This window comes from Giesbergeria sinuosa (assembly GCF_042652905.1).
Taxonomy (GTDB): domain Bacteria; phylum Pseudomonadota; class Gammaproteobacteria; order Burkholderiales; family Burkholderiaceae_C; genus Simplicispira; species Simplicispira sinuosa.
On sequence record NZ_JBHSHJ010000006.1, the window covers coordinates 57,797 to 80,755 of the forward strand.

General features: G+C 57.5%; 23 protein-coding genes and 1 tRNA gene. 7 read left to right on the forward strand and 17 right to left on the reverse strand.

Features of this window, described 5'->3' with window-relative positions; genetic code table 11:
* Positions 1–10 precede the first annotated feature (10 nt).
* From hisS to surE, 12 genes are all read right to left on the reverse strand, one after another.
* Positions 11–1,276 (reverse strand): histidine--tRNA ligase, encoded by a 1,266-nt coding sequence (gene hisS / locus ACFO6X_RS09135; protein WP_382432504.1) that lies wholly within the window; start codon positions 1,274–1,276, stop codon positions 11–13.
* A 97-nt stretch (positions 1,277–1,373) separates the two neighbouring features.
* The gene (gene ispG / locus ACFO6X_RS09140; RefSeq protein WP_382432252.1) at positions 1,374–2,639 is read right to left on the reverse strand and encodes a flavodoxin-dependent (E)-4-hydroxy-3-methylbut-2-enyl-diphosphate synthase; all 1,266 of its coding nucleotides are present in this window, start codon (positions 2,637–2,639) and stop codon (positions 1,374–1,376) included.
* Positions 2,639–3,589 carry a helix-turn-helix domain-containing protein gene (locus ACFO6X_RS09145; protein WP_382432254.1) on the reverse strand — a complete coding sequence of 317 codons (951 nt, stop codon included), beginning with the start codon at positions 3,587–3,589 and terminating at the stop codon, positions 2,639–2,641. Before ACFO6X_RS09145 ends, ispG begins: the two co-directional genes overlap by 1 nt.
* Positions 3,582–4,397, reverse strand: coding sequence for a type IV pilus biogenesis/stability protein PilW (gene pilW, locus ACFO6X_RS09150; RefSeq protein ID WP_382432256.1), 816 nt, complete (start codon positions 4,395–4,397; stop codon positions 3,582–3,584). Before pilW ends, ACFO6X_RS09145 begins: the two co-directional genes overlap by 8 nt.
* 1 nt (position 4,398) lies before the next feature.
* Complete coding sequence (rlmN, locus tag ACFO6X_RS09155; protein WP_382432258.1) at positions 4,399–5,538, reverse strand: dual-specificity RNA methyltransferase RlmN; 1,140 nt, start codon at positions 5,536–5,538, stop codon at positions 4,399–4,401.
* Between the two features lie 99 nt (positions 5,539–5,637).
* The gene (ndk, locus tag ACFO6X_RS09160; protein WP_382432260.1) at positions 5,638–6,063 is read right to left on the reverse strand and encodes a nucleoside-diphosphate kinase; all 426 of its coding nucleotides are present in this window, start codon (positions 6,061–6,063) and stop codon (positions 5,638–5,640) included.
* 96 nt (positions 6,064–6,159) lie between these two features.
* Positions 6,160–7,467: a pseudouridine synthase gene (locus tag ACFO6X_RS09165; protein ID WP_382432262.1), complete on the reverse strand. Its 1,308-nt coding sequence runs from the start codon at positions 7,465–7,467 to the stop codon at positions 6,160–6,162.
* 64 nt (positions 7,468–7,531) lie between these two features.
* Positions 7,532–8,146 carry an SMC-Scp complex subunit ScpB gene (scpB, locus tag ACFO6X_RS09170; RefSeq protein ID WP_382432264.1) on the reverse strand — a complete coding sequence of 205 codons (615 nt, stop codon included), beginning with the start codon at positions 8,144–8,146 and terminating at the stop codon, positions 7,532–7,534.
* Between the two features lie 152 nt (positions 8,147–8,298).
* Positions 8,299–9,327, reverse strand: coding sequence for an RluA family pseudouridine synthase (locus ACFO6X_RS09175; protein WP_382432266.1), 1,029 nt, complete (start codon positions 9,325–9,327; stop codon positions 8,299–8,301).
* Between the two features lie 19 nt (positions 9,328–9,346).
* Positions 9,347–10,198, reverse strand: a complete 852-nt coding sequence (locus ACFO6X_RS09180; RefSeq protein ID WP_382432268.1) for a peptidoglycan DD-metalloendopeptidase family protein — start codon at positions 10,196–10,198, stop codon at positions 9,347–9,349.
* Positions 10,199–10,212: 14 nt separating this feature from the next.
* On the reverse strand, positions 10,213–10,896 hold the full coding sequence (locus ACFO6X_RS09185) for a protein-L-isoaspartate(D-aspartate) O-methyltransferase (protein WP_382432505.1): 684 nt from the start codon (positions 10,894–10,896) through the stop codon (positions 10,213–10,215).
* Between the two features lie 101 nt (positions 10,897–10,997).
* A complete protein-coding gene (gene surE / locus ACFO6X_RS09190) occupies positions 10,998–11,801 on the reverse strand; it encodes a 5'/3'-nucleotidase SurE (RefSeq protein WP_382432269.1) in 804 nt (267 codons plus the stop codon).
* Positions 11,802–11,949: 148 nt separating this feature from the next.
* On the opposite strand from surE, the gene ACFO6X_RS09195 reads away from it, so the two are divergent.
* From ACFO6X_RS09195 to ACFO6X_RS09205, 3 genes are all read left to right on the forward strand, one after another.
* Positions 11,950–13,491, forward strand: a complete 1,542-nt coding sequence (locus ACFO6X_RS09195) for a GGDEF domain-containing protein (RefSeq protein WP_382432270.1) — start codon at positions 11,950–11,952, stop codon at positions 13,489–13,491.
* A 235-nt stretch (positions 13,492–13,726) separates the two neighbouring features.
* Positions 13,727–14,020, forward strand: a complete 294-nt coding sequence (locus tag ACFO6X_RS09200) for an H-NS histone family protein (protein ID WP_382432272.1) — start codon at positions 13,727–13,729, stop codon at positions 14,018–14,020.
* Between the two features lie 351 nt (positions 14,021–14,371).
* A complete protein-coding gene (locus tag ACFO6X_RS09205) occupies positions 14,372–15,577 on the forward strand; it encodes an FAD-dependent monooxygenase (RefSeq protein ID WP_382432274.1) in 1,206 nt (401 codons plus the stop codon).
* Positions 15,578–15,687: 110 nt separating this feature from the next.
* On the opposite strand, the gene ACFO6X_RS09210 is transcribed toward ACFO6X_RS09205, so the two are convergent.
* Positions 15,688–15,772 (reverse strand) — tRNA-Leu (locus ACFO6X_RS09210).
* 41 nt (positions 15,773–15,813) lie between these two features.
* On the opposite strand from ACFO6X_RS09210, the gene cysM reads away from it, so the two are divergent.
* Together cysM and ACFO6X_RS09220 are read left to right on the forward strand one after the other, a co-directional pair.
* On the forward strand, positions 15,814–16,716 hold the full coding sequence (cysM, locus tag ACFO6X_RS09215) for a cysteine synthase CysM (RefSeq protein WP_382432276.1): 903 nt from the start codon (positions 15,814–15,816) through the stop codon (positions 16,714–16,716).
* Between the two features lie 17 nt (positions 16,717–16,733).
* Positions 16,734–16,961 (forward strand): sulfurtransferase TusA family protein, encoded by a 228-nt coding sequence (locus ACFO6X_RS09220; protein ID WP_382432278.1) that lies wholly within the window; start codon positions 16,734–16,736, stop codon positions 16,959–16,961.
* Here the strand turns inward: ACFO6X_RS09220 and folK are convergent.
* From folK to hda, 4 genes are read right to left on the reverse strand one after another with little or no spacing between them, the layout of a single operon-like run.
* A complete protein-coding gene (folK, locus tag ACFO6X_RS09225) occupies positions 16,958–17,476 on the reverse strand; it encodes a 2-amino-4-hydroxy-6-hydroxymethyldihydropteridine diphosphokinase (protein ID WP_382432279.1) in 519 nt (172 codons plus the stop codon). The two genes, ACFO6X_RS09220 and folK, sit on opposite strands and share 4 nt — an antisense overlap.
* A gap of 20 nt (positions 17,477–17,496) precedes the next feature.
* Positions 17,497–19,065, reverse strand: coding sequence for a polynucleotide adenylyltransferase PcnB (gene pcnB, locus ACFO6X_RS09230; RefSeq protein WP_382432281.1), 1,569 nt, complete (start codon positions 19,063–19,065; stop codon positions 17,497–17,499).
* The gene (locus tag ACFO6X_RS09235; protein WP_382432283.1) at positions 19,062–19,763 is read right to left on the reverse strand and encodes a histidinol-phosphatase; all 702 of its coding nucleotides are present in this window, start codon (positions 19,761–19,763) and stop codon (positions 19,062–19,064) included. The genes pcnB and ACFO6X_RS09235 overlap by 4 nt, the downstream gene beginning before the upstream one ends.
* A 50-nt stretch (positions 19,764–19,813) precedes the next feature.
* Positions 19,814–20,509: a DnaA regulatory inactivator Hda gene (gene hda / locus ACFO6X_RS09240; RefSeq protein WP_382432285.1), complete on the reverse strand. Its 696-nt coding sequence runs from the start codon at positions 20,507–20,509 to the stop codon at positions 19,814–19,816.
* A gap of 250 nt (positions 20,510–20,759) precedes the next feature.
* Between hda and purM the strand changes: the two genes are divergently transcribed.
* On the forward strand, positions 20,760–21,806 hold the full coding sequence (gene purM, locus ACFO6X_RS09245) for a phosphoribosylformylglycinamidine cyclo-ligase (RefSeq protein WP_382432287.1): 1,047 nt from the start codon (positions 20,760–20,762) through the stop codon (positions 21,804–21,806).
* 20 nt (positions 21,807–21,826) lie between these two features.
* Positions 21,827–22,948, forward strand: a complete 1,122-nt coding sequence (locus ACFO6X_RS09250) for an AI-2E family transporter (protein WP_382432289.1) — start codon at positions 21,827–21,829, stop codon at positions 22,946–22,948.
* The last annotated feature ends 11 nt before the right edge of the window (positions 22,949–22,959 follow it).

Below are 22,959 nucleotides of genomic sequence, written 5' to 3' on the forward strand. Positions count from 1 at the left end.
GAACCCCGATTTAATGGGTGGATTTAAAGACGGCTGCCCACTCATGGACATGGGCAATGGCGTATTCCTGCTGTTGGCCTTGACCATCGCGCAGAGCCTTGACGATCACATGGCCACGAGAGACCTCATCTTCGCCAAAGATCAAGGCATACCGGGCGCCACTGGCATCGGCCTTCTTAAATTGCGATTTCATGCTGCCCATCCCCTCACCAGGCTGGGTGGGACTGTGCATTTGTACTGAAGTTCCCAGTGCGCGCAATTGCTGCAATAACGCGAATGCAGCTGGCAATACGGCAGCACTGGGCAAAATAGCGTAGGCATCAGGGGCCACAGGCTGTGGCGCGGCTCCTTGCTCCTTGAGCAGTTCCAGCACCCGCTCAACCCCCAAAGCCCAACCCACCGCTGGAGCGGGCTTGCCACCAATTTGTTCAATCAAACCATCGTAGCGGCCACCACCACAAATGGTACCTTGGGAGCCCAGCTGCTCGGTGATGAACTCAAACACCGTCAGGTTGTAATAGTCCATGCCCCGCACCAAACGCGGGTTGATCTGCCAAGCCACGCCAGCGGCAGTGAGAATAGATTGCACCGTGTGCAAATGGGCCAACGAGGCTTCACCCAAAAAATCAAGCAGGCGTGGCGCGGCTTCAACCAACGCCTTCATGGCTGGGTTTTTGGTGTCGAGAATGCGCAGGGGGTTGCTATGTAAACGCCGGCTGGCATCTTCATCGAGCTGATCGGCATGGGCCTCGAAATAGGTAATGAGCGCGGCACGGTGGGCCTTGCGTTCTTCAGGCTGACCTAGGCTGTTGAGTTCTAGGCGAACGTTGGTCAAGCCCAGTTCTTTCCAGAGTGCATCGGCCAGCAGGATCAATTCAGCATCCACTTCGGCACCCGGAAACCCCAAGGCCTCCGCACCCATCTGATGAAACTGTCGATAGCGTCCCCGCTGAGGCCGCTCGTGGCGGAACATCGGCCCCATGTAGTACAGGCGCTTGCCACCTTCATACAGCATCGAGTGCTCGACCACCGCCCGCACCACGCCAGCAGTGCTTTCAGGGCGCAAGGTGAGCTGCTCACCATTGAGGCGGTCTTCAAAAGAGTACATCTCTTTTTCGACGATATCTGTGACTTCGCCCAAGCCCCGGATAAAAAGGCCAGTGTTCTCTAGGATGGGGGTGCGGATATTTTGGTAGGCAAAGCGCGCCATCAGTTGGCGCACCTTGTCTTCTAGCCACTCCCATTGTGCAGAATGGGGTGGCAAGATGTCATTCATGCCCTTGATGGCTTTGATTTTTCCAGCTTTGGTCACAGTCTTGTTGTTCTCGGTACTCACACGCATCCCTCATCCATAAAAACCAGAATCCACCACATTAGGCACCGAACCGCTGCGCCACATAGTTGTCCACGATTTGGTGAAATTCGGCAATGATCTGGCCACCGCGCAGAGTGGTCACTTTTTTGCCATCAATAAACACTGGGGCCGCAGGCGCTTCGCCAGTACCGGGCAGGCTGATACCAATATCGGCGTGTTTGCTTTCACCAGGGCCATTAACGATGCAACCCATTACCGCCACCTTGAGGGTTTCGACCCCTGGGTATTGGGTGCGCCAAGTGGGCATTTGCTGACGCAGGTAGTCGTCAATTTGCTTGGCTAACTCTTGAAACGTAGTACTGGTGGTACGGCCACAACCGGGGCATGCCGTGACGCTGGGGTTGAACGTGCGCAAACCCAAGGCCTGCAAAATCTCAGACGCCACCACCACCTCTTGGGTACGCGACTCGCCGGGCTGAGGGGTGAGAGAGACACGAATGGTGTCGCCAATGCCTTCTTGCAATAACACCGACAGCGCCGCCGCAGAGGCTACCGTGCCTTTGGTGCCCATGCCAGCCTCGGTCAGGCCCAGATGCAAGGGATAGTTGCAACGGCGGGCCAACTCCCGGTAAACCGAGATCAGATCTTGTACGCCACTGACTTTACACGACAAGATGATTTGCTCACCGGGCAGGCCCATGGCTTCAGCCCACTGAGCCGATTGAATGGCCGAGGTAATGAGTGCCTCGTACATGATTTGCTTGGCATCACGGGGGGTGGCACGCAGGGCGTTATCGTCCATCAACCGAGCCAGCAGTTCTTGGTCTAAGCTGCCCCAATTGACACCGATACGCACCGGCTTTTGCCAACGCATGGCGGCCTCGATCATCTGACCAAACTGGCGGTCGCGCTTCTCCCCCTTGCCCACATTACCGGGGTTGATACGGTATTTGGATAAAGCCTGCGCACAGGCTGGGTAGTCCGTGAGCAGGGTATGGCCGTTGTAGTGGAAATCACCCACCAACGGCACGTCAATACCCATGCGGTCGAGCTGCTCGCGCACATACGGCACCGCTGCGGCAGCTTCAGGGGTATTGACCGTGATACGCACAAGCTCAGAGCCTGCCTGTGCCAACTCTTTGACCTGAATGGCTGTGGCAATGGCATCGACAGTGTCGGTGTTGGTCATGGACTGGATGCACACGGGGGCATCGCCACCGATACGCACCTCACGCGTCCCCCACACCACCTTGGCTTGGCGGCTGCGGCGGGCTAGGGGGGCTGCCACGGCAATGGCTTCTGTGGTGTCTTGGGGAGTTTGCATTACTTCACCTCAAATTTGGCGACATTTTCCCGAGACAGTGCGGCAATTTCAAAACGCGCACCACGCACATAAACATCGGTCATATCGGCCCGGCCCACGGTCACCCACAGGGGAGGTGAATGGGTGACGGTCACACTCTCGCCACTGGCCAGCGTGCGCTGCAATACCGTTGCACCTTTGGCATCGCGGACATGAATCCAAGAGGATGCACGGGCGCTCAACACCAAGACACCCTCAGCAGAGACAGCAGGGGCTGTCTGTGGGGAAGAAGATGCTGCCACTGTGGCAGGAGAGGGCGACAGAGGAAGCTGCTGCGGGGTGGCAGGCTGGGGCTGACTTAGTGCCAGTGTGGGAGTGGTGGTGGGCGGTGCCACAACCACGCTGGGCGTTGTTGGCACAGTGGGTGGTGGGGTGGGGATGTGATCGGTTTTTTCTGCGTCCAGCCTAGCAGCAGGCGCAGGCGCTGGGGCAGATAGCTCTTCTTCGGGTATTTCTGGCTCAGTTTCTGAACGCTGGGGCAGGAAAAACACCAGCAAAGCACCCAGCAGCAGAGCAAAAATAGCCAGCGTGATCGACTTACCCCCCAGCACGGTAAACAGTGAGCGGCTGCGCTCGTCACGCAAACGGGTATTGATACCTTCACTGTTATGTGCCAACCGAGGCAAGGCACCTGGAGGCATGGCTGCCAAAACTTCTGCGGCGTCTATTTTGAGCGTTCTACAGACGCTGGCTGCAAATGCACGAACGAAATTGGCATCTGGAAACACAGCAAAGTTATCTGCCTCCAGCGCCTCTAATTTAGCCACAGGCACTTTGAGCGAGGCGGCCAGCGTCTCGACATGCAGTCCTTGGGCTTGACGCGCTTGGCGCAACAAACTACCGGGGGATACCGAAGGCGGTGCTGCAAATGGCACTGTGGCCTCAGTGGGGGCGCTTGACAACTCACTCATCAAAGCGCCCCTTATCGTACAAGGCGAGTTCGGAGGAGTCTGGGAACCGTTTGCGCAACTGGTCTGCCAATTGTTGCATGGCCACCACATTACGCAAGGCCCGCTCTACCTTGATACCCAACCACAGTGTTTCGGCATTCGACATTTCGCTATTGTTCAAACGACGGATGTAAAACTGGGCCCGCACCAACTCATTGCGCCGCAAAAGCAAACTGGACAGGTGGTAGGCCACCACTGGGTTGCCTGCATCGAGTTCATAGGAGCGCATCAAGGCCTGCTCGGCGGCCACCTCGTCACCCGCCCTGGCATGGCAAAGCCCCTGCGCCATCAAGGTCTTGCTACGGGCAGCATAGGTAGGATGGGCCAACACCTGCATAAAGATGTCGTTGGCCTGCGGATATTTTTTTTGTGAACAGAGCAACCATGCCCGGTTGTGCAGAAGATTCGGGTCGGTGGGACGCAAATCCAGCGCCCGCTGGAAGCTGGTGTCGGCCTGTGCATACTCATTGAGCCGCATGTAAATCAGACCGAGCAGGTTGTAAGCGTCGGCATAACCAGGGTCGGTGACCAATGCTTGTTTAACTTCGTCCAGAGCTACCGAGGTTTGACCCGCCTCGAAATAATTGGCAGCCAACTCCAAACGAATACGGGCCCGGCGACGTGCTTCACCCTCCTCAGAGGGCGACAAAACGTCACTGTTTGCCACCGGAGGATGCCCAGTAGCGCAGCCAGACAGGCCACCGAGACACCAAAGCAATATCCCGATTCCTGCCCAATAACGGCCTTTCTTGGTCAGACCTGGGGGCATTTCAGTGCTTCTCCTGCCCGGAGGCGATGGGTGTCAGCACAATAGTACGCCGCTGCGCCATGCGTTCGGTAGCACGGGTACGATCTTGCACTTCACCTGCCAGTTGTCCGCAGGCGGCATCAATATCGTCGCCACGTGTTTTGCGCACGGTGGTCACAATGCCCGCATCATTGAGCAATTTGGCAAACGCCAATACCTGTGGCTGTGCAGAACGGTGCAAACCTGAAGCAGGAAAGGGATTGAAAGGGATAAGGTTGAACTTGCACCAAGCCTTGCCATTGGCATAAGAGCGCACAAGCCGGATCAGTTGCTGGGCGTGTTCTGGCTGGTCATTGACGCCATCCAGCATACAGTATTCAAAGGTAATGAAATCGCGCGGCGCATGGGCCAGATAACGCACACAGGCTTGCATCAACTCATCAAGGGGATATTTGCGGTTGAGCGGCACCAGGTGGTCGCGCAAAGTGTCGTTGGGCGCATGCAGGGAGACAGCCAAGGCCACGGGGCAATCCACTGCCAGTCGATCTATCATGGGCACGATGCCAGAGGTGGACACCGTCAGGCGGCGGCGCGACAGCCCATAGCCGTGGTCGTCCAGCATGGCACGCAAAGCAGGCAACAAGGCGCTATAGTTCTGTAAAGGCTCGCCCATGCCCATCATCACCACATTGGAAATCACCCGTTCTGAGACGCCAAGGCGAGCGCGCAGGGTGTGCTCGGCAAACCAGAGCTGGGCCAATATTTCTGCAGTGCTCAGGTTGCGGCTAAAACCTTGGTGTCCGGTAGAGCAAAAGCGGCAGCCCACAGCGCAACCCGCCTGTGAAGAAACACACAGGGTGCCCCGGTCATCTTCGGGGATAAAGACGGTTTCAACTGCATTACCGGCACCCACATCAAACAGCCATTTGACAGTGCCGTCCGCAGATTGGTGCTCGCTAACCACTGGCAAGGTGCTGATATGCGCGCAGGTGGCCAACTTTTCGCGCAGCGACTTAGCCAAATCACTCATTTGGCTGAAATCGCTGGCACCCCGCTGGTGAATCCAGCGGAACAATTGGGTAGCTCGAAAACGCTTCTCACCCAGCCGCTCACAAAAAGCGGTCAGGCCTTCAAGATCAAAATCCAGCAGATTGGTGCTCATGTCTTTGCAAAAACGCTTTCGTGCTTGTTGCCCCCATTCATGGGCTGACGCTGCATCCCGAGGGTGTGCGGTGCCAAGCCCGGCATGGGGTACGCCATCTCAGCGCGAGTAAACGTTCAGGCCAGCGAAGAAGAAAGCGATTTCTACAGCGGCTGTTTCGGGGGCGTCAGAGCCATGCACAGCGTTGGCATCGATGCTGTCGGCAAAGTCAGCACGGATGGTGCCAGCGTCTGCCTTCTTGGGGTCGGTTGCGCCCATCAGTTCGCGGTTTTTCAAGATAGCGTTTTCGCCTTCCAGAGCTTGAATCATCACGGGGCCGGAGATCATGAAATCGACCAGATCCTTGAAGAAGGGACGCTCTTTGTGCACAGCGTAGAACTGTTCGGCTTCGAGGCGCGACAGGTGGGCCATACGGGCAGCAACCACCTTGAGGCCAGCGGCTTCAAAACGGGCGTAGATTTGACCGATGACGTTCTTAGCAACTGCGTCGGGCTTGATGATGGAGAGAGTGCGCTCGATAGCCATAAGATTTCCTGATGAAACAAAGGTGGATAAAAGGGCTGCCTCTGATGAAACAGAGACAAAGCTTTTGATTCTAACTCGCTGTGTTGACGCCCACGCTTACCGGCGGCCTCGCCCGCCCGTGCCACGGCTGTTGCGGCGCTGCTCTTGGCGGTAACGAGACAGGCTGTCGGTGCCGATGTAGCCGACCGAAGTTTTCATGGGATCGGGCTGCTGGGCGGTTGTGCCTGTCTGGCGGGTGTTGCTGCGCTTTTCCACGGCACCTCGGGGCAATGGTGCCGCTGTGCCAGTACGTACATTGGTGCCGCGTGTGGTGGGTGTGGGGCCACGGCGCATAGGAGCAGAACCGGGTTGGGCCTTCTGGGCCAGTGTGTTCAGGCCCGTAGCTTGCAACAGCGCATTGATATCACGCTCATCCAGCTCCAACCAAGCACCACGCTTGAGACCGCGTGGCAGCACCATCGCCCCATAACGAATACGGATCAGACGGCTGACAGCATGGCCCACGGCTTCAAACATGCGGCGCACTTCACGGTTGCGACCTTCAGAGATGGTGACGCGGTACCAGCAGTTGGAGCCTTCTCCCCCGCCTTCTTCAATGGAGCCAAAGGAGGCCATGCCATCATCCAGCTGCACGCCATCGAGCAAGCGTTGCCGCTCCTCTTTACTCAAAGCCCCCAACACCCGTACGGCATATTCGCGCTCCAAGCCAAAACGCGGGTGCATCAACTGGTTAGCCAACTCGCCGGAGCTGGTGAACAGCAATAAGCCCTCGGTATTTAAATCCAGACGGCCCACCGACTGCCACTTGCCCTGCATCAGGCGTGGCAATTTACGAAACACCGTTGGGCGGTTTTGTGGGTCGTCTTGGGTCACGACCTCGCCCACTGGCTTATGGTAGGCAATCACCCGTGGTGGTGGTGGATCAATGCGGAAACGAATGGGCTTGCCATTGAGCTTGACCACATCTCCGTACTGCACCCGTTGTCCGATATGGGCAGGTTCGTTGTTGACAGAGATGCGCCCCTCCAAGATCAACTGCTCCATCTCTAGACGCGAACCCATTCCGGCCTGGGCCAACACCTTGTGCAATTTGGGTGTCTCTACCTGTGGCAACAACACCCGTTTAGGCGGCAATGCCTCGGCGCTGGTTTCGTCGGCATCGAACTGACCAGACACCACGTCAGCAAAATCGTATCCACTTACCTTGGGCGCTGCAGAAGACGCTGCTGTGGGGCGCTTTTGGGGCAGGGCCGTGCGCGCACCAGACTCCTTTGCGGCCCCATTGTTGCTTGGGCGCGAGCGGGAAGGACGATTTTTGGCGGCAGGACGTTTGGCACTGCCTTGGGGGCGGTGGGGCGGCTCGGCAGGCTGAGCGGAATCGCCGGAGAGAAGCTCTGGATTCATGGATATTTTGCGCAATGCCAAAGCATTGCCCGATAGGGACAAAAAAGAATGGCGCCCTTATGCCTTATGGCCTCTGGACTTGCGGCGATGCAGGCGTCGTCGTGGGCAAACCATCGTCCTGCAGGGACTCCAAGGTTTGCAAAACTGGCAAGGAACCGGATGGTTCAAGCGAACCCTCCAGAACCGGCAACTGGCTCAAGGACTGTAGCCCCAGATCATCCAGAAACTGGCGGGTGGTAGCCAACAGTGCCGGACGGCCCACCGATTCACGGTGGCCGATAGTTTCTACCCAGCCACGATCTTCCAATTGCTTGATGATCAGACTGTTGACCGTCACACCGCGGATATCCTCGATATCACCACGCGTTACGGGCTGGCGATAAGCAATGATAGCCAAAGTTTCTAAGGTAGCACGAGAATAGCGGCTGGGCTTCTCGGGCTGTAGGCGGTCGAGAAACTCCCGCATCTGCGGTTTGCTCTGAAAACGCCAGCCTGATGCCACCTGTACCAGTTCCATGCCCCGCAGTTGCCAGTCCTGCTGCAATTCCAGCAACAAAGACTTGAGGGTGTCAGCCCCTAAGGCACCATCAAACAGCGCCCGCAACTCACGCAACGGCATGGGCTGTGTGGTACACAGCAGCACCGTTTCGATAATTCGTTTGGCGTCCACCGTATTCATCGGTTCAGTGGCTCAAAAAAGGTGGCCCCATATCACACACGGGCTATTAGACGAGAATGAACAGGCTTGCGCCGTACAGGCAGAAAAACAGACAACAGGCGCAGTGGGCCTCAAACAGCAACCAGCCTCTTTGGAAGAAACATCAGCAGGTGTTAGGGGGGATTGTAGCCCAGCCCCCACAACAAGAGGGCTTGTTGCATGTCAGCAGGCAGTGGCGCACGCAAATCCAATGCTTGTGCTGTGATGGGATGGGTAAAGGCCAGACGGAAAGCATGCAAAGCTTGGCGCTGCATGCCCGCTACTTCGCTGCCGCCATACAAAGTGTCGGCCACCAACGGGTGCCCAATATGGGCCATGTGAACACGGATCTGGTGGGTGCGTCCAGTGTGCAAGGTGCATTGCACCAAACAGCCCACATCACCGTGGGCCAACAATTGCACATCGGTTTTTGCTGTTTTGCCTGCATGGGCAGCCAAATCAACCACGGCCATGCGCAATCGGTTGCGTGGATCACGGCCTATGGGGGCATTGACGCTGCGCTGCACGGCGCCCTGCCAAGGCCGGTGGGCCAGTGCCAAATATTGACGGCTGACCTGACGGGCCGCAATCATTTGCACCAGTGCATCCATGGTGCGGCGGTTGCGGGCCACCACCATCAACCCGCTGGTATCTTTATCCAGCCGGTGGACAATGCCCGCGCGTGGCAACAGGCTGGCTTGGGTATCACGGGCCAGCAAACCATTGAGCAAAGTGCCTGTCCAGTTGCCGGGCGCGGGATGCACCACCAGCCCTGCTGGTTTGTGCAACACCAGCAAATCGGCATCTTCGTACACAACGTCCAACGCCATTGGCTCGGGACGAAAGGCCTGGCTTTGCAACGTGGCACGCATTTCCAGCACAACCAGATCACCCGCCTTGATACGCTGGGATGCTTTGCTGGCAATCTGCCCATTGAGCCGCACGGCCCCCTGCTCCAACAGTTGTTGCAGGTAGCTGCGGGAAAATTCGGGAACGGTATCGGCCAAGGCACGGTCAAGACGCTGACCATGCTGTGCCAGTCCCATAGACAACGTACGCAGCTCAACTTCAGAGGTAACTTCGGCGTCCAGATCAAGGTCGGGGCCATCACCAGATGCGCCCAGCACCCCTGCCTCTGGAGGCAAGGACAGTATTGGTGTCATGTAGAAAACTCTGGCCTGCTCAACGGGATGGCAGATAGCGTGAGGGGTCTACAGGCTTGCCTTGGCGCCGGATTTCAAAGTGCAGTTTGACACGGTCAGCATCCGTGTTGCCCATTTCAGCAATTTTTTGGCCTTTGCGCACCGACTGGTCTTCCTTGACCAGCAGAGTTTGGTTGTGGGCATAGGCCGTCAGGAAGGTGTTGTTGTGTTTGAGGATGATCAGATTGCCATAACCGCGCAAACCGGCCCCTGAATATACGACGCGACCATCGGCAGCGGCCAGCACAGGATCGCCTGCTTTGCCACTGATGTCGTAGCCTTTGTTGCGCGCCTCATCAAAACCGGCCAGCAAAGGGCCACTGGCAGGCCAGATGAAGCCTACATCATCGTCGCCACCAGATGCCGCAGGGGCCGGCTTACTGGCAGACGGTGTGGCGGCAGGGGGCTTGGTGGTGGCGGCAGCAGCAGGGGCCACCACCGTTGTAACCACAGGGCGGCTCACCACGCTGGTGCCCGCTGTTTCAGGGGCAACTGGCGGCACAACGCGCAACACCTGTCCAACCTCAATCAGGTTGGCGTTCTCTAAATTGTTCCAACGGGCCAAATCTTTCCAACTTTGGCCCGTTTCCAAACCAATGCGGATCAGGGTGTCACCGGGTTTGACGGTGTAGTACCCCTGTTTGCCTGCGTTTTCTGCGCCAGGCAAAGGCTTATCGGCAACCACCACCGCACCGGGTTGACTGACAGTCATCCCCGCCGAGGTTCCGCGGTCTTCGACGGGTGCCTTGCTGAGCCGCGTGCCACAGCCAGAGAGCACCAGCCCGACCAGCACCATAGAACCCCAGACTTTCAGGCCACGCGATACCAACATATAAATCAATCCCTTTAGGCAATCCCCGATTTTAGAGGGACAAAATGTACCGACTCCAAGACGCTTTGCTTCAGGCCTTGGGCTGTCTTGTCGATCACCAACAGCACCTGCTTGCCACCCGACACCACGGTTGGGGCAACTAAACGGCCACCCACAGCCAGTTGCTCGCACCAGCCAGGGGGCAGGGTCTCACCACCTGCAGCAGCAATGATGCCTGCATAAGGTGCCCCTTTGGGATAGCCCAACATGCCATCGCCCAGCATCAGATGCACATTCATCAGTTGCAAGGGGCGCAAATTGATACGTGCGCGCTCATGCAGCCCACGCAAACGCTCCATAGAATAGACCTCACGGGCCAAGCGACTGAGTACGGCGGCTTGGTAGCCACAGCCCGTACCGATTTCCAGCACCCTGCCTAAGCCCCCCCCCGTTTTGGCAATTTCTGCCCCCAGCAACAATTCTGCCATTCGGGCCACAATGCTGGGCTTGGAGATGGTCTGGCCCAGTCCGATAGGCAAGCTGGTGTCTTCATAAGCTTGGTTGACCAACGCACTGTCTACAAAGCGGTGGCGCTCCACAGCGCCCATGGCTTGCAAGACTTGCGCCGAGGTAATGCCAGCAGCCGCCAATCTTTGCACCATTCGGGTGCGTACTGCCGCTGAGTCCATGCCCACCCCCACAGGGGTGGCCAATGGCATGGCAACACCCGCCTTGCGTGCAGCAGGCGTGGGCAGCGCCGCCGGGGTGTTGCTGGAGAGCTGGGGAATGCGGGCAGGAAACCCGGGCCGACGTTGCTGCATCAGTGCCCCTTGTCTGCCGACGTGGCAGGGCCATCCGATTCGTTGCCTGACTCCACAAAAACCATGCGCTGCGCCCAGTCTTGCAGGTGCAGATAGTCGGTCAGGTCGATTCGTAATGGTGTTATAGACACATGGCCTTGTGCCGTGGCATGAAAGTCCGTACCCTCACCATTGTCTTTGGCTGGGCCAGCGCCACCAATCCAATACATGGTGTCACCACGGGGGCTTTGTTGGGTGATGACACGCTCGGCTGCATGGCGTCTGCCAAGACGGCACCATTGCACAGGGCGCAAGGCCTGTAAAGGCAGATTGGGAATATTGACATTGAGCAGCCAAGGATCAGAACCAATGCGCTGCTGTGCTTGCAATTGCAACACGATCTCGCGGGCGCGGTGGGCTGCCGCTTGCAGCTCGCCCCAGCCCTTGTCTACCTGTGAAAAAGCGATGGCCGGAATACCAAACAAATACCCCTCCATGGCTGCACCGACCGTGCCGGAATAAATGGTGTCATCGCCCATGTTGGCCCCATTGTTGATACCCGAAACCACCAGATCGGGCCGATAACCCAACAACCCCGTCAGGGCAATGTGGACACAATCGGCAGGAGTACCATTGACGTAGCGAAAACCATTGGCTGCTGTGTGGACATACAAAGGCGAATGCAGCGTTAGGGCATTGGATTTAGCACTGTTGTTGTGCTCAGGAGCGACCACCTCCACATCAGCCACGGTAGACAATGCCGCATGCAGCGCCACAATGCCGGGGGCCAAGTGGCCGTCGTCGTTGGAAATGAGGATCTTCATGAGTGAACTGAACCAGAGTGCAGCCAATTGTAGGCGGCTCTGTGTGGTAGGGTGACGGCTTGCAACAGCAGTGCTTTGCAAGTGGGCAGCTGTCTGTCACACTCGCCGCTCTTGCTGATCCCTCCTTTCTTTGTACCGGTGCCCTTCCATGGCGCAACGACCACCCTCGGATATCGCACGCGAAACCCTTAAGCAACTGGCGGTGCGCCGCTTGCCACCCACGCCCGAAAACTATCAGGCGCTTTATGACGAAATTGCGGGCCATCGCTCGCCAGCACCTTTTCCCGAAGGGCCACTGCGCCACATTTTGCGCATCATTCCGGGCCAGACGCCCGCACAAAAGCGGCTACTGGATCAGTTTGAGGCGGCTGTGGCGCTGCACGACTGGTCTGCATTGCAGAACGTGCTGGTGGGCTATGCCAAGCTGGGACTGCATCCACAAGAAATCAGCGTAGCAGAGCCTCCCGCCCCGGCTGGCCCCACCACGTTGGCCGTGGTGTTACCCAACGAATTGGCAGAACAAATTGCCCGCATGGTCGAATACACCCTGCCTGCGCTTGACAGCGAAGATGTGCGCGTACACATGCTGGGGGAGCAGTTGGTTCAATTTCTGCGCCAACCCCAACCTCCGGTCAGCACCGCACAATTGATGCTGGCCAACTTCAGCTATCGGCTCTCTTTTGCCACAGAAGACCAAGCTGCTATTCGCAGCACCCTGCTGGAGTTGCTGCACATGGTGTTTGAAAACATTGCTGCATTGAGTGCCGATGACCAATGGCTCAGTGGTCAGGCCGAGGCGCTGATGGCTGCAACAGCGCAGACATTGTCACTGCGCCGTTTGGATGATGTGCGCTTACGACTCAAAGACGTGATCTTCAAGCAGACCGAAGCCAAAGGCCGCATGGTTGAGGCGCAAGAGCAAATGAAGGAGTTGCTCGCCATTTTCATTGACCGGCTGGCCGCCCTGAGTCGCTCCAGTGGCAACTACCAAGAACAGATAGAGCGATGCGCCGACTTGCTGGGCAAGGCGACCACTCTGCACCAAATCACGCCTGTGCTCAAAGAGGTAATGGCTGCCACCCGTGCGATGGCACTGGACAGCAGAGTAGCCCACGGTGAGTTGTCTGACCTGCGCCAGCGCACTGAAGAAAAGCAAGCCGAGATGGCTAGACTGCAGCAGGAGCTAGACCGTGTCAGCGCCCAAGCCCGCCATGACCCCCTGACCGGATCGCTCAACCGCAAGGGCTTGGACGAGGTAATGGAGCGTGAGTTGGCACGGGCGCGTCGTCAAGGCACGCCCCTGTGTCTTGCGCTACTGGATGTAGACAACTTTAAGCAAATCAACGACCGTTTAGGCCATGATATCGGTGATGCGGCACTGGTACATCTGGCAGATGTGGTGCGCGAAATCATGCGGCCCCAGGATATGCTGGGCCGCTATGGCGGTGAGGAGTTTGTCTTGGTGTTGCCAGATACCTCTTTACCCCAAGGCGTAGAAGCCATGCAACGCTTGCAACGCGAGCTGAGCACCCGGTTTTTTATGCAAGGCCCAGAGAAAGTGCTGATTACTTTCAGTGCCGGAGTGGCAGAAATTGAGCTGGATGAAACCAGCACAGAAGCACTGCGCCGTGCCGATCAGGGTATGTACTTAGCCAAGCGATCAGGTAAGAACCGGGTCATGGCCGCCTGAAATACCAGCCGACTGGGGACAAGATTTGCACAAAATACACTTCCGCACGGTATCTGCCTATAGCAATCTCTGACCAAGACCATGTGGCTAGAGATAGGTGCAGTGCAAGCACTAGGCCCGCAATAGCAGACCAGAGGGGTTGTTATATATCTTGCTGCATTTGGGTGGATGGCACAAAGATTCAACTTCAATAATATAATTCACCACTTTCTACTTCTTATTTCATAGACCCATCATGTCCAATTACAAAGAACTCCTGAAGCAGCGTGAAATTCTTGAGGCACAAATCAAGCAGGCCCGCCAGGCTGAATTGGCCGAGGCAGTGGAGAAGGTGCGTGCTCTGGTCAATGAATTCCAATTGACCGAACAAGATGTTTTCCCCCCTGCGCGTTCGCGTGGTGCTAGCACCAGTGCAGGCACCAAGGTAGCCCCTAAATACCGCGACCCAGCTACCGGCCAAACTTGGACTGGCCGTGGCAAGGCACCAAAGTGGATTCAAGGTCAAAATCGCGAACAATTCGCTATTTAAACCAGCCTCCAAGATGTCCGCCACGGCGGACATTCTTCATTCTGCCTGTGTGCAACAGCACATGGGTATTTTTCTCTAAGCTCCAAAGATAGCCTCATCTGAATGCGGGCTGGTTTGTCTTTGATTGTCTTGACCTTGTCTTGACAAAAGTTTACTGAGCATCGATTGCTTACCGGTGTATAGGCACACAGTGGGTCTGAATGAGACCGTGGCGGTTGTTCTTTTTACGCAATACCCCCACATGGCCCAAGGAATATTAACCCCGAGTATTGGCAGCGATATTGCCGTCTTGGTTCTGATAGATGGTGGTTATCGTTCAAACACACGGGCCAGTGCAGGCACAATTCCGACATGAAAAAACAGGTTTTGATTGCCGGAGGCGGTATCGGTGGAATGGCCGCCGCTTTGGGGGCAGCCCGTGCGGGTTGGGATGTTCGTCTGTATGAGCGGGCCGCCGCATTCACTGAAGTGGGGGCAGGCGTACAGCTTGGCCCTAATGTGGTTCGGTGTTTACAAAATTGGGGACTGCAACAAAGCCTACAAGCTGTAGCGGCATTTCCAGCACAACTGCATGTGCGCAGTGCCCTGAGTGGTCAAACACTGGCATCGCTCAGATTGGGTGTAGAAATGGTGCAACGCTACGGTGCTGCTTATGCCACTATCCACCGTGCTGATCTGCATCATTTACTGTGGCAGGCGGTACAGCCGTGTGCTGAAGTGCAACTGAACCAAGGCATTACCATCGACCACTATGCAGAGTCCGATGGCGTGGTGCTTATTCGTACCACCGATGGCAAAGAAATTGAAGGTGACGCCTTGATTGGTGCTGATGGTGTCTGGGGCCGTATTCGCACACAGCTGCTGGGCGACGGCCCACCGCGCAGCACAGGCCATCTAGCCTACCGTGCATTGGCACGACAAGCCTCGCTGCCTAAACGCCTGCGCACACAAGAAGTAACCGCTTGGCTAGGGCCACGCCTGCACGTGGTGCAATACCCCGTACGACGGGGCGATTGGCAAAATTTGGTGGTGATTGTGCATGGCCCAGCCCCTGAGGATATGGCGCATTGGGATCATGCAGCAAATGCCGCTGATCTGGCCCATGCCCTCACGGGAACTTGCAGCGCATTACAAGACATTGTCCGAGCCGTGCCCGCATCAGGACAAGGCTGGCGGCTTTGGCCCTTGTCGGACCGGCCTCCGTTGCGCCATGCCAGTCAGATGGCACAGGGTTTGGTGGCCTTGCTAGGCGATGCAGCCCACCCCATGCGCCCTTATCTGGCCCAAGGCGCAGGTATGGCCATTGAAGACGCCACACAACTGCAAAACGCCCTGTCTATGCACGACTTGGAAGTGCCATTGCGGCTGCGCCGGTATGCCCTGAATCGTTGGCAACGCAATGCACGGGTGCAGGCACGCTCACAACGCAATGGCAACATCTTTCATGCCACCGGGCCCATGCGCTGGGGACGTGATTTGTCACTGCGACTGTTGGGCGAACGGATATTGGATGTTCCTTGGTTGTACCGAGGTCATCAACCCGGTCAGATGGCCTGATTGCATTTTCCGACAATAACAGTCGGATATTAGACGGCCAGCCCCCCCTCTGCAACCCAGGAGGGGATAACAAAAAACCCCACTGCTTATGAAGCAATGGGGTTTTTGACTGGTGCCCGGGGCCGGAATCGAACCGGCACTCCTTTCGGAACAGGATTTTGAGTCCAGCGCGTCTACCAATTTCACCACCCGGGCGGGTAATTTGTGTAGGTCTGAATTATGGCACATTTATGCGCATGAAATATCCAACTATTGAAGATGCAGTGGGTCAGACCCCACTGGTAGCTCTGCAACGCATTGAAGCGCAGGCCAACAAGGCGCGTGGCAATGTGGTGTTGGGCAAGCTCGAAGGCAACAATCCAGCAGGTTCGGTGAAGGATCGGCCCGCACTGTCGATGATTCGACGTGCTGAAGAACGCGGCTCCATTCGCCCTGGAGACACCCTGATTGAGGCCACTTCGGGCAACACGGGCATAGCTCTCGCAATGGCTGCTGCCATCAAGGGTTATCGCATGGTGTTGATCATGCCTGAAGACCTGTCGATTGAACGTGCCCAGACCATGAAGGCTTTTGGTGCCGAGTTGGTTCTGACCCCCAAAAGTGGCGGTATGGAGTATGCGCGAGATCTGGCCAACAGCATGGTGCAGCAGGGCAAAGGCGTCGTGCTGGATCAATTTGCCAATGCGGACAATCCGCGCATCCACTACGAAACGACCGGCCCAGAACTGTGGGAGCAGACAGCGGGGCGCATCACCCACTTTGTATCGGCGATGGGCACCACTGGCACCATCACGGGTGTGTCGCGGTTTTTGAAGGAAAAGAACCCTGGCATCACGATCATTGGGGCACAACCTCAAGATGGCTCACGCATTCCAGGTATCCGCAAATGGCCGCAGGCTTATCTACCCGCAATTTACGAACCATCCGCTGTCGATGAGCTGGTCTTGGTCAGCCAAGACGATGCCGAAGAAATGTGCCGCCGTTTGGCGCGCGAGGAAGGCATTTTTGCTGGCATCTCGGCAGCGGGTGCTTGCTGGGTAGCACAACAAATTGCTGCACGGCACCACAATGCCACTATCGTGTTTGTAGTGTGTGACCGAGGTGATCGCTACCTCTCCACCGGCGTCTTTCCTGCTTAAAACCACATTTATCATCCATGCACATCAGTAAAGAAGTTGATGCACGCGGTCTCAATTGCCCGCTCCCCATTCTCAAGGCCAAAAAGGCACTGGCCGACATGGAGAGTGGCCAGCTCCTGAAGGTGGTAGCCACCGACACCGGCTCCTTGCGTGATTTCAAGGCGTTTGCCAAACAGACCGGCAATGAATTGATTGATCAGCAAACGGTAGGCCCGGAGTTCGTCCACATTCTGCGGCGCCGTTAAACGTTGGGGACTCCGCCGTAGGTTGGAGTCTGCCACTGGGCATGGTCAATGCGCTCGATGCGTTGCCCTTGCACACCTTGCAGCTGTGCCGTGGTAATGCGTTCGGGCACCAACTCGGCCAACGGCAACAGCACAAAAGCGCGCTCGTGCCAGCGGGGGTGCGGCACGGTGAGCGTGCTGGTGGCGATTTGCAGATCACCAAACCACAGAATGTCTAGATCAAGGGTGCGAGGAGCGTTGCGGTAGGGGCGCTGGCGCCCTGCATCAAGCTCTAAGGCCTGCAACACTTCTAACAGGGCTTGGGGTGCCAGGGAGGTGCTTAACTCAGCCACTGCATTGAGGTAGTCAGGCCCTGCTGCATCGACAGGGGCGCTACGGTACAGTGATGAGGTGCGTTGCACCCTGATGCCAGGCTGGGCGTGGAGTTGCTCCACAGCTTGGCATAGCGCACTGGCGGCGTTGCCCAAGTTGGCTCCTAGGCCTACCCAGGCCAAAGTGGCTGCATCGTGCTTCATAAGAGATACGACAGACCTGTTTAATCTGTATTGGAGGGGCTTGCCGTATCTCCAGTGCCGGGTTTGCGTCGACGGCGGCGGCGCTTTTTGGCAGCAGCTGCTACTGGCTCACCAGTGCTGCTGGCGGGCTCTGGGGCGGCAGGCGCTATGCCATGGTCGGTGGTGACTTTGGGCGCAACGCGCCGTACCACAGGTTGCTGCGCACGTTGACGGGCCTTTTGTTCCTCACGGGCCTGTTCCAACAGATCGTAGCGCCGCTGCTCATCGGCAGTGCTGTATTCCTGCCACCACTCGGCCAAAGCCTCATCGACTTCACCCACTTCAGCACGCAGCCAGAGAAAATCAAACCCCGCCCGAAAGCGCAGTTGCGCGACCATGCTGTCGGGCACCCGGCCTGTGCGCTTTTCAAAGCGTGGCTGCATCACCCAGATCTCGCGCATATCGGCAGCCAGTTTGCCCCGGCCTGAAATATCGCCAATGCGTTGGTCGAGCGTGTCGTCAATCGCCTCATAGAGTGCAGGCAATGGCAATTCTCCAGATTGCATACGGCGATTCCAGCCCGCACGGACATCTTCCCACAGCACACAGGCTAGCAGGAAACTGGGCGCCACGGGCTTGCCTTCACGCACACGCCGGTCGGTATCGCTCAGAGCAGCGTGGACAAAATCGGTATCTGCTCGCTCCACCACCACATCCAACAGCGGATAAATGCCCTGCGACAGCCCAAGTTTGTGCAACTGGTCAATGGTGGCAAGGGCATGGCCTGTCTGTAACAGCTTGAGCACTTCATCGAACATGCGGCTTTGTGGTACGTCTGCCAACAACGCTTGGGACTGCACCAAGGGTGCTGCTGTCTTGAGTTCCAGCGCAAAACCTAGATCGCCGAGTTTGGCCGCAAAACGCACAGCGCGAATGATGCGCACTGGGTCTTCACGGTAGCGTGTGGCAGGATCGCCAATCATGCGCAGCAGCTTCTTTTTGGCATCTTCAATGCCGTGGTGGTAGTCGACGACGATCTGGGTTTCAGGGTCGTAGTACATGGCGTTGAGAGTGAAGTCGCGCCGGGTGGCATCTTCATCCTGCGGCCCCCAAACGTTATCGCGCAACACACGGCCACTGGCATCAACCGCATGTTGCACGCCCGCGAGCGCACGACGGCTGGTTTTCTCATTGCCACTGACCTGTTCTGCGGCACTGTTGTCCAAAAAGGCGCGGAAGGTGGACACCTCAATCACATCGCTCTCTTTGCCGTGGCCATACACCACATGCACGATGCGAAAACGCTTGCCAATGATGAAAGCACGGCGAAACAGCCCTTTTACCTGCTCTGGTGTGGCATTGGTAGCCACGTCAAAGTCCTTGGGATTAAGCCCCAGCAGCAAGTCACGCACAGCCCCCCCAACGATATAGGCTTCAAAACCTGCATCTTTGAGCGTGCGCACCACATCGACCGCCCGGTGATCTACCAAGGAAGGATCAATACCATGCACTTCTGCGGGTACTTCTGTGCGTTTGCCAAACCGGGGCTTGGCCCGACGAGGGCCGGGCGTGGCCTTGGCGATCAGTTTGTCGATGAATTGCTTGATCATGGTTGGGCCGCAAAAAGGTCGAGGGTGCGCCAGCCACGTTCTTGCGCCAAAGCGCGCAGGCGGGCATCAGGATTGGTGGCCACGGGTTCGTTGACCTGTTCCAGCAGCGGCACGTCGTTGGTGGAATCGCTATAGAAGGTGCTGTGCACATCATCCCAACCGAGCTGCTGCCCGGCCAGCCACTGCGCCATGCGGCGCACCTTGCCTTCGCGCATATTGGGCTCGCCTCGGATTTCGCCAGTAAACCACCCATCGGCGCCACGCTCTAACTCGGTGGCCAAAAGCTCTTGCACCCCCAAGGCTTGCGCAATGGGGCGGGTGACAAACTCGTTGGTAGCCGTGATGATGAGCACCCGATCACCCGCTTGCTGGTGCTGGCGCAACAGTTCTAGCGCAGCTGGGCGAATGGCCGGGGTAATGACTTCCTGCATAAAGCGGGCATGGGCAGCGTCAGCCTCCTGGGGGCCGTGGCGGCGTACGGCTTCGATCGCAAAACGCACATAGTCATGGATGTCGAGCGTGCCCGCTTGGTAGTGGGCGTAGAACTCCGCATTGCGGCGGCTGAATTCTTGGGGGTCTGTCCAACCGATACGGGTAGTGAACTCACCCCATTCGTAATCGGAATCCAGGGGCAACAAGGTATGGTCTAGGTCGAACAGGGCCAGTCGGGGGCGGTGTGCCGGGGAATCAAAGGTCATGCGGTTTGCAGCAGATGGAAGGTATGAAGATAAAAAAGAAACTCTGCCCATTACTCGGTATCGAGCATGTCTTTGAGCAGCGGTATGGTGATAGCCCGTTGGGTGCGCAGGGCATGGTGGTCTAGTTTGTCTAACAGTTGCATCAGACTGCCCAGGTCGCGTGAGAAGCGCCGCAACATGTAGTCCACTACATCGCCTCCCAACGTCACGCCCCGCGCTGCAGCCTCTTGGCGCAGCACCATGTGGCGCTCTGTTTCGTCTAGCAAATGCAACTGAAATACATCTCCCCAGCCTAAGCGACTGCGCAAATCGGCACGCAGGGGCAAATCTGAAGGAGGCAAGTTGCCAGCCGCCAGTACCCAACGCGGCACACCGTTGGCAGGGCTCATGGCATTGATGAACCAGTTAAAAGCCACAGCCTGTTGCGACGTGCTGTAGAGATGCACATCATCCAAGATCACGGCCGTCCAACGCTCATCAAAGGCGGGGGCGTATTTGCTGCGGGCATCGCGCCAACCCACGCTGGCGCCCTGCTCGCGCAGCGCCTCGCGCACTGCCTTGAGTAAATGAGATTTACCACTGCCGGGCTCACCCCACAAATAGGTAGGCACAGGTGAATGCGCATCACTGGTGCTGGTATGCACCGATTGCAACACATGCTCCAGTGCCGCCGCATTGGGGCCCGGAAAAAAACGCTCCAGCGTAGGCATGGGCGCCAAACCGATGTCTAGGGCAAGCTGTTTCACGGCTACAGCCCCTGCATAGGCAGGATGGCACATGAAGGGGTGACAAATCGTGGCATGGGTCAGCGGGCAAAGTGACGGGAGCAGTGTAGAGGCCAGCAGGGCTGGCAAGCTGTGGTTGGCGGCGGTTAGGGGTTGCTAGTGCCGTTGACCGCACGACTCCTGGGGCAACTTTGGACAGCGCCGAACGCGCAGCCCGTAGAATCTGCGCAAATTCTAGTCTGTCAGCACGCTAGTCCGTGCCACGCCCGCCATGAGCTCCTCTGCATCCCATCCTACTCCCCTTTCGTACAAAGATGCTGGCGTCGATATCGATGCTGGTGACGCGCTGGTCGAGCGCATCAAGCCACTGGCAAAAAAGACCATGCGCGAAGGCGTGCTGGCCGGCATCGGTGGCTTTGGTGCTCTGTTTGAAGTCCCCAAACGTTACCAAGAGCCAGTGCTGGTCTCTGGCACCGATGGTGTCGGCACCAAGCTTAAATTGGCATTTGAGTGGAACATGCACAACACCGTTGGCATCGACTTGGTGGCCATGAGCGTCAACGATGTGCTGGTGCAAGGGGCTGAGCCCTTGTTCTTCTTGGATTATTTTGCCTGCGGCAAGCTGGATGTGGATACCGCTGCTGCCGTAGTCGGAGGCATTGCCAAGGGTTGCGAGTTGTCTGGCTGCGCCCTGATCGGTGGTGAAACCGCCGAAATGCCCGGCATGTACCCCCCCGGTGAATACGATTTGGCCGGTTTTGCGGTGGGTGCAGTCGAAAAATCCAAAATTCTCACCGGCCAAAATGTGCAACCCGGCGATGTGGTGCTAGGACTGGCCTCTGCCGGTGTGCACTCCAATGGCTTTAGCTTGGTACGCAAGTGCATCGAACGCGCTGGTGCCAATGCGCCCGCCACGCTGGACGGCAAATCATTCAAGCAGGCCATCATGGAGCCAACGCGCCTGTATGTGAAAAACGTGCTGGCCGCACTGGCACAACACCCCATCAAGGCACTGGCCCATATCACTGGTGGTGGTTTGCTGGAAAACATTCCGCGTGTACTGCCTGAAGGCACCGCAGCGCATCTGCAAAAAGGCAGCTGGCCACAAACCGAGCTGTTTGCTTGGTTGCAAGCCACCGCAGGCATTGACGATATCGAGATGAACCGCACCTTCAACAACGGCATTGGCATGGTGGTGGTGGTGGCCGCAGAGCACGCCGAAGCCACGGCTGCTACTCTGCGCGCAGCAGGTGAGCAGGTCTACACCATTGGCGCCATTGCGCCGCGTGGCGAAGGCGCTGCCGTCGTCGTGCGCTAAGCCAAGGTTACACAACCCTTATGGAGTGGCCGCCCCCCACGGCCGCGCGTTCCTCTGCGCCGCCCCCTGTTCCTGCCTTGCTGCCATCTGCAGGTGCTGTGCCGCCGCTATCGGCACAAACTTGCAGCCCTCCTGGGGTAGTGCTCAGTAGCTACCTGCTGATGGCCGCGGCGCTGCTGTTGATCATGTGGCGTGGCTTGTTGCCGGGGCTTTTGTGTGTCTGCTTGGGTTTTTTGCTCACACGCTGGTTAGCCCCCCGTTTTGCCATGTTGGCGCGCCCCGTGCCGGGGCATATTGGTGTGCCCCGCTGGGCGCAAGTGGTGGCGGCTACACTGGTCATGTTGTCCCCACTGGCCTTGTTGGGACTTGGCTTGTCGCACTCGCGAGGCTATCTGGTGGAAGCACCACAGCAATACCGCGAACTGCTGGACTATATGGCCCGCACGGTGCTTGAACTGCGCGAGAAGCTCCCCCCTGACATCGCGCAGCAATTGCCTGATGGGGCACAAGAAATCCAGCGCAGTATTGCCAGCTATTTGGGAGCCAAGGCTGGAGCGTTGGCACTGGCAGGTCGGGTTTGGTTGAGTGGTTTGCTGTTTGCCTATGTAGGCATCTTGATTGGTGCGTTGGCTGCGGTGCGCCACGTTGGGGGAGTGCGGGGGCCCTTGGCCCAAGAGTTGGTGTTGCGCATCGCACTGTTTGGTGAGGCTTTTCGGCAAATTGTGGCGGCACAGTTCTGGATTGCCGCCTTCAACACCCTGCTCACCGCACTTTTTTTACTGATCGTATTGCCTTTGTGGGATATGGCACTGCCCTATACGCCAGTCCTGATCACCATTACCTTTGTGGCAGGGCTGGTGCCGATTGTGGGCAACTTGCTGTGCAATGCCATCATCACAGTGGTGGGACTGTCGGTGTCGCCAGTGGCGGCTCTGGCCTGTCTGGGTTTTCTGATTTTGATACACAAGGCCGAATATGTGATTAACGCCAAAGTGGTGGGCCAGCGCACGCACATGGGCGTTTGGGAACTGCTGAGCGTGATGTTTGTGGCTGAGGCTGTGTTTGGCCCCGCTGGTTTGGTGGCTGCCCCTTTGTTTTACGCCTACCTGAAAAAAGAACTCAGCGTGGCCGGGCTGGTGTAAGGGCTAGCGCC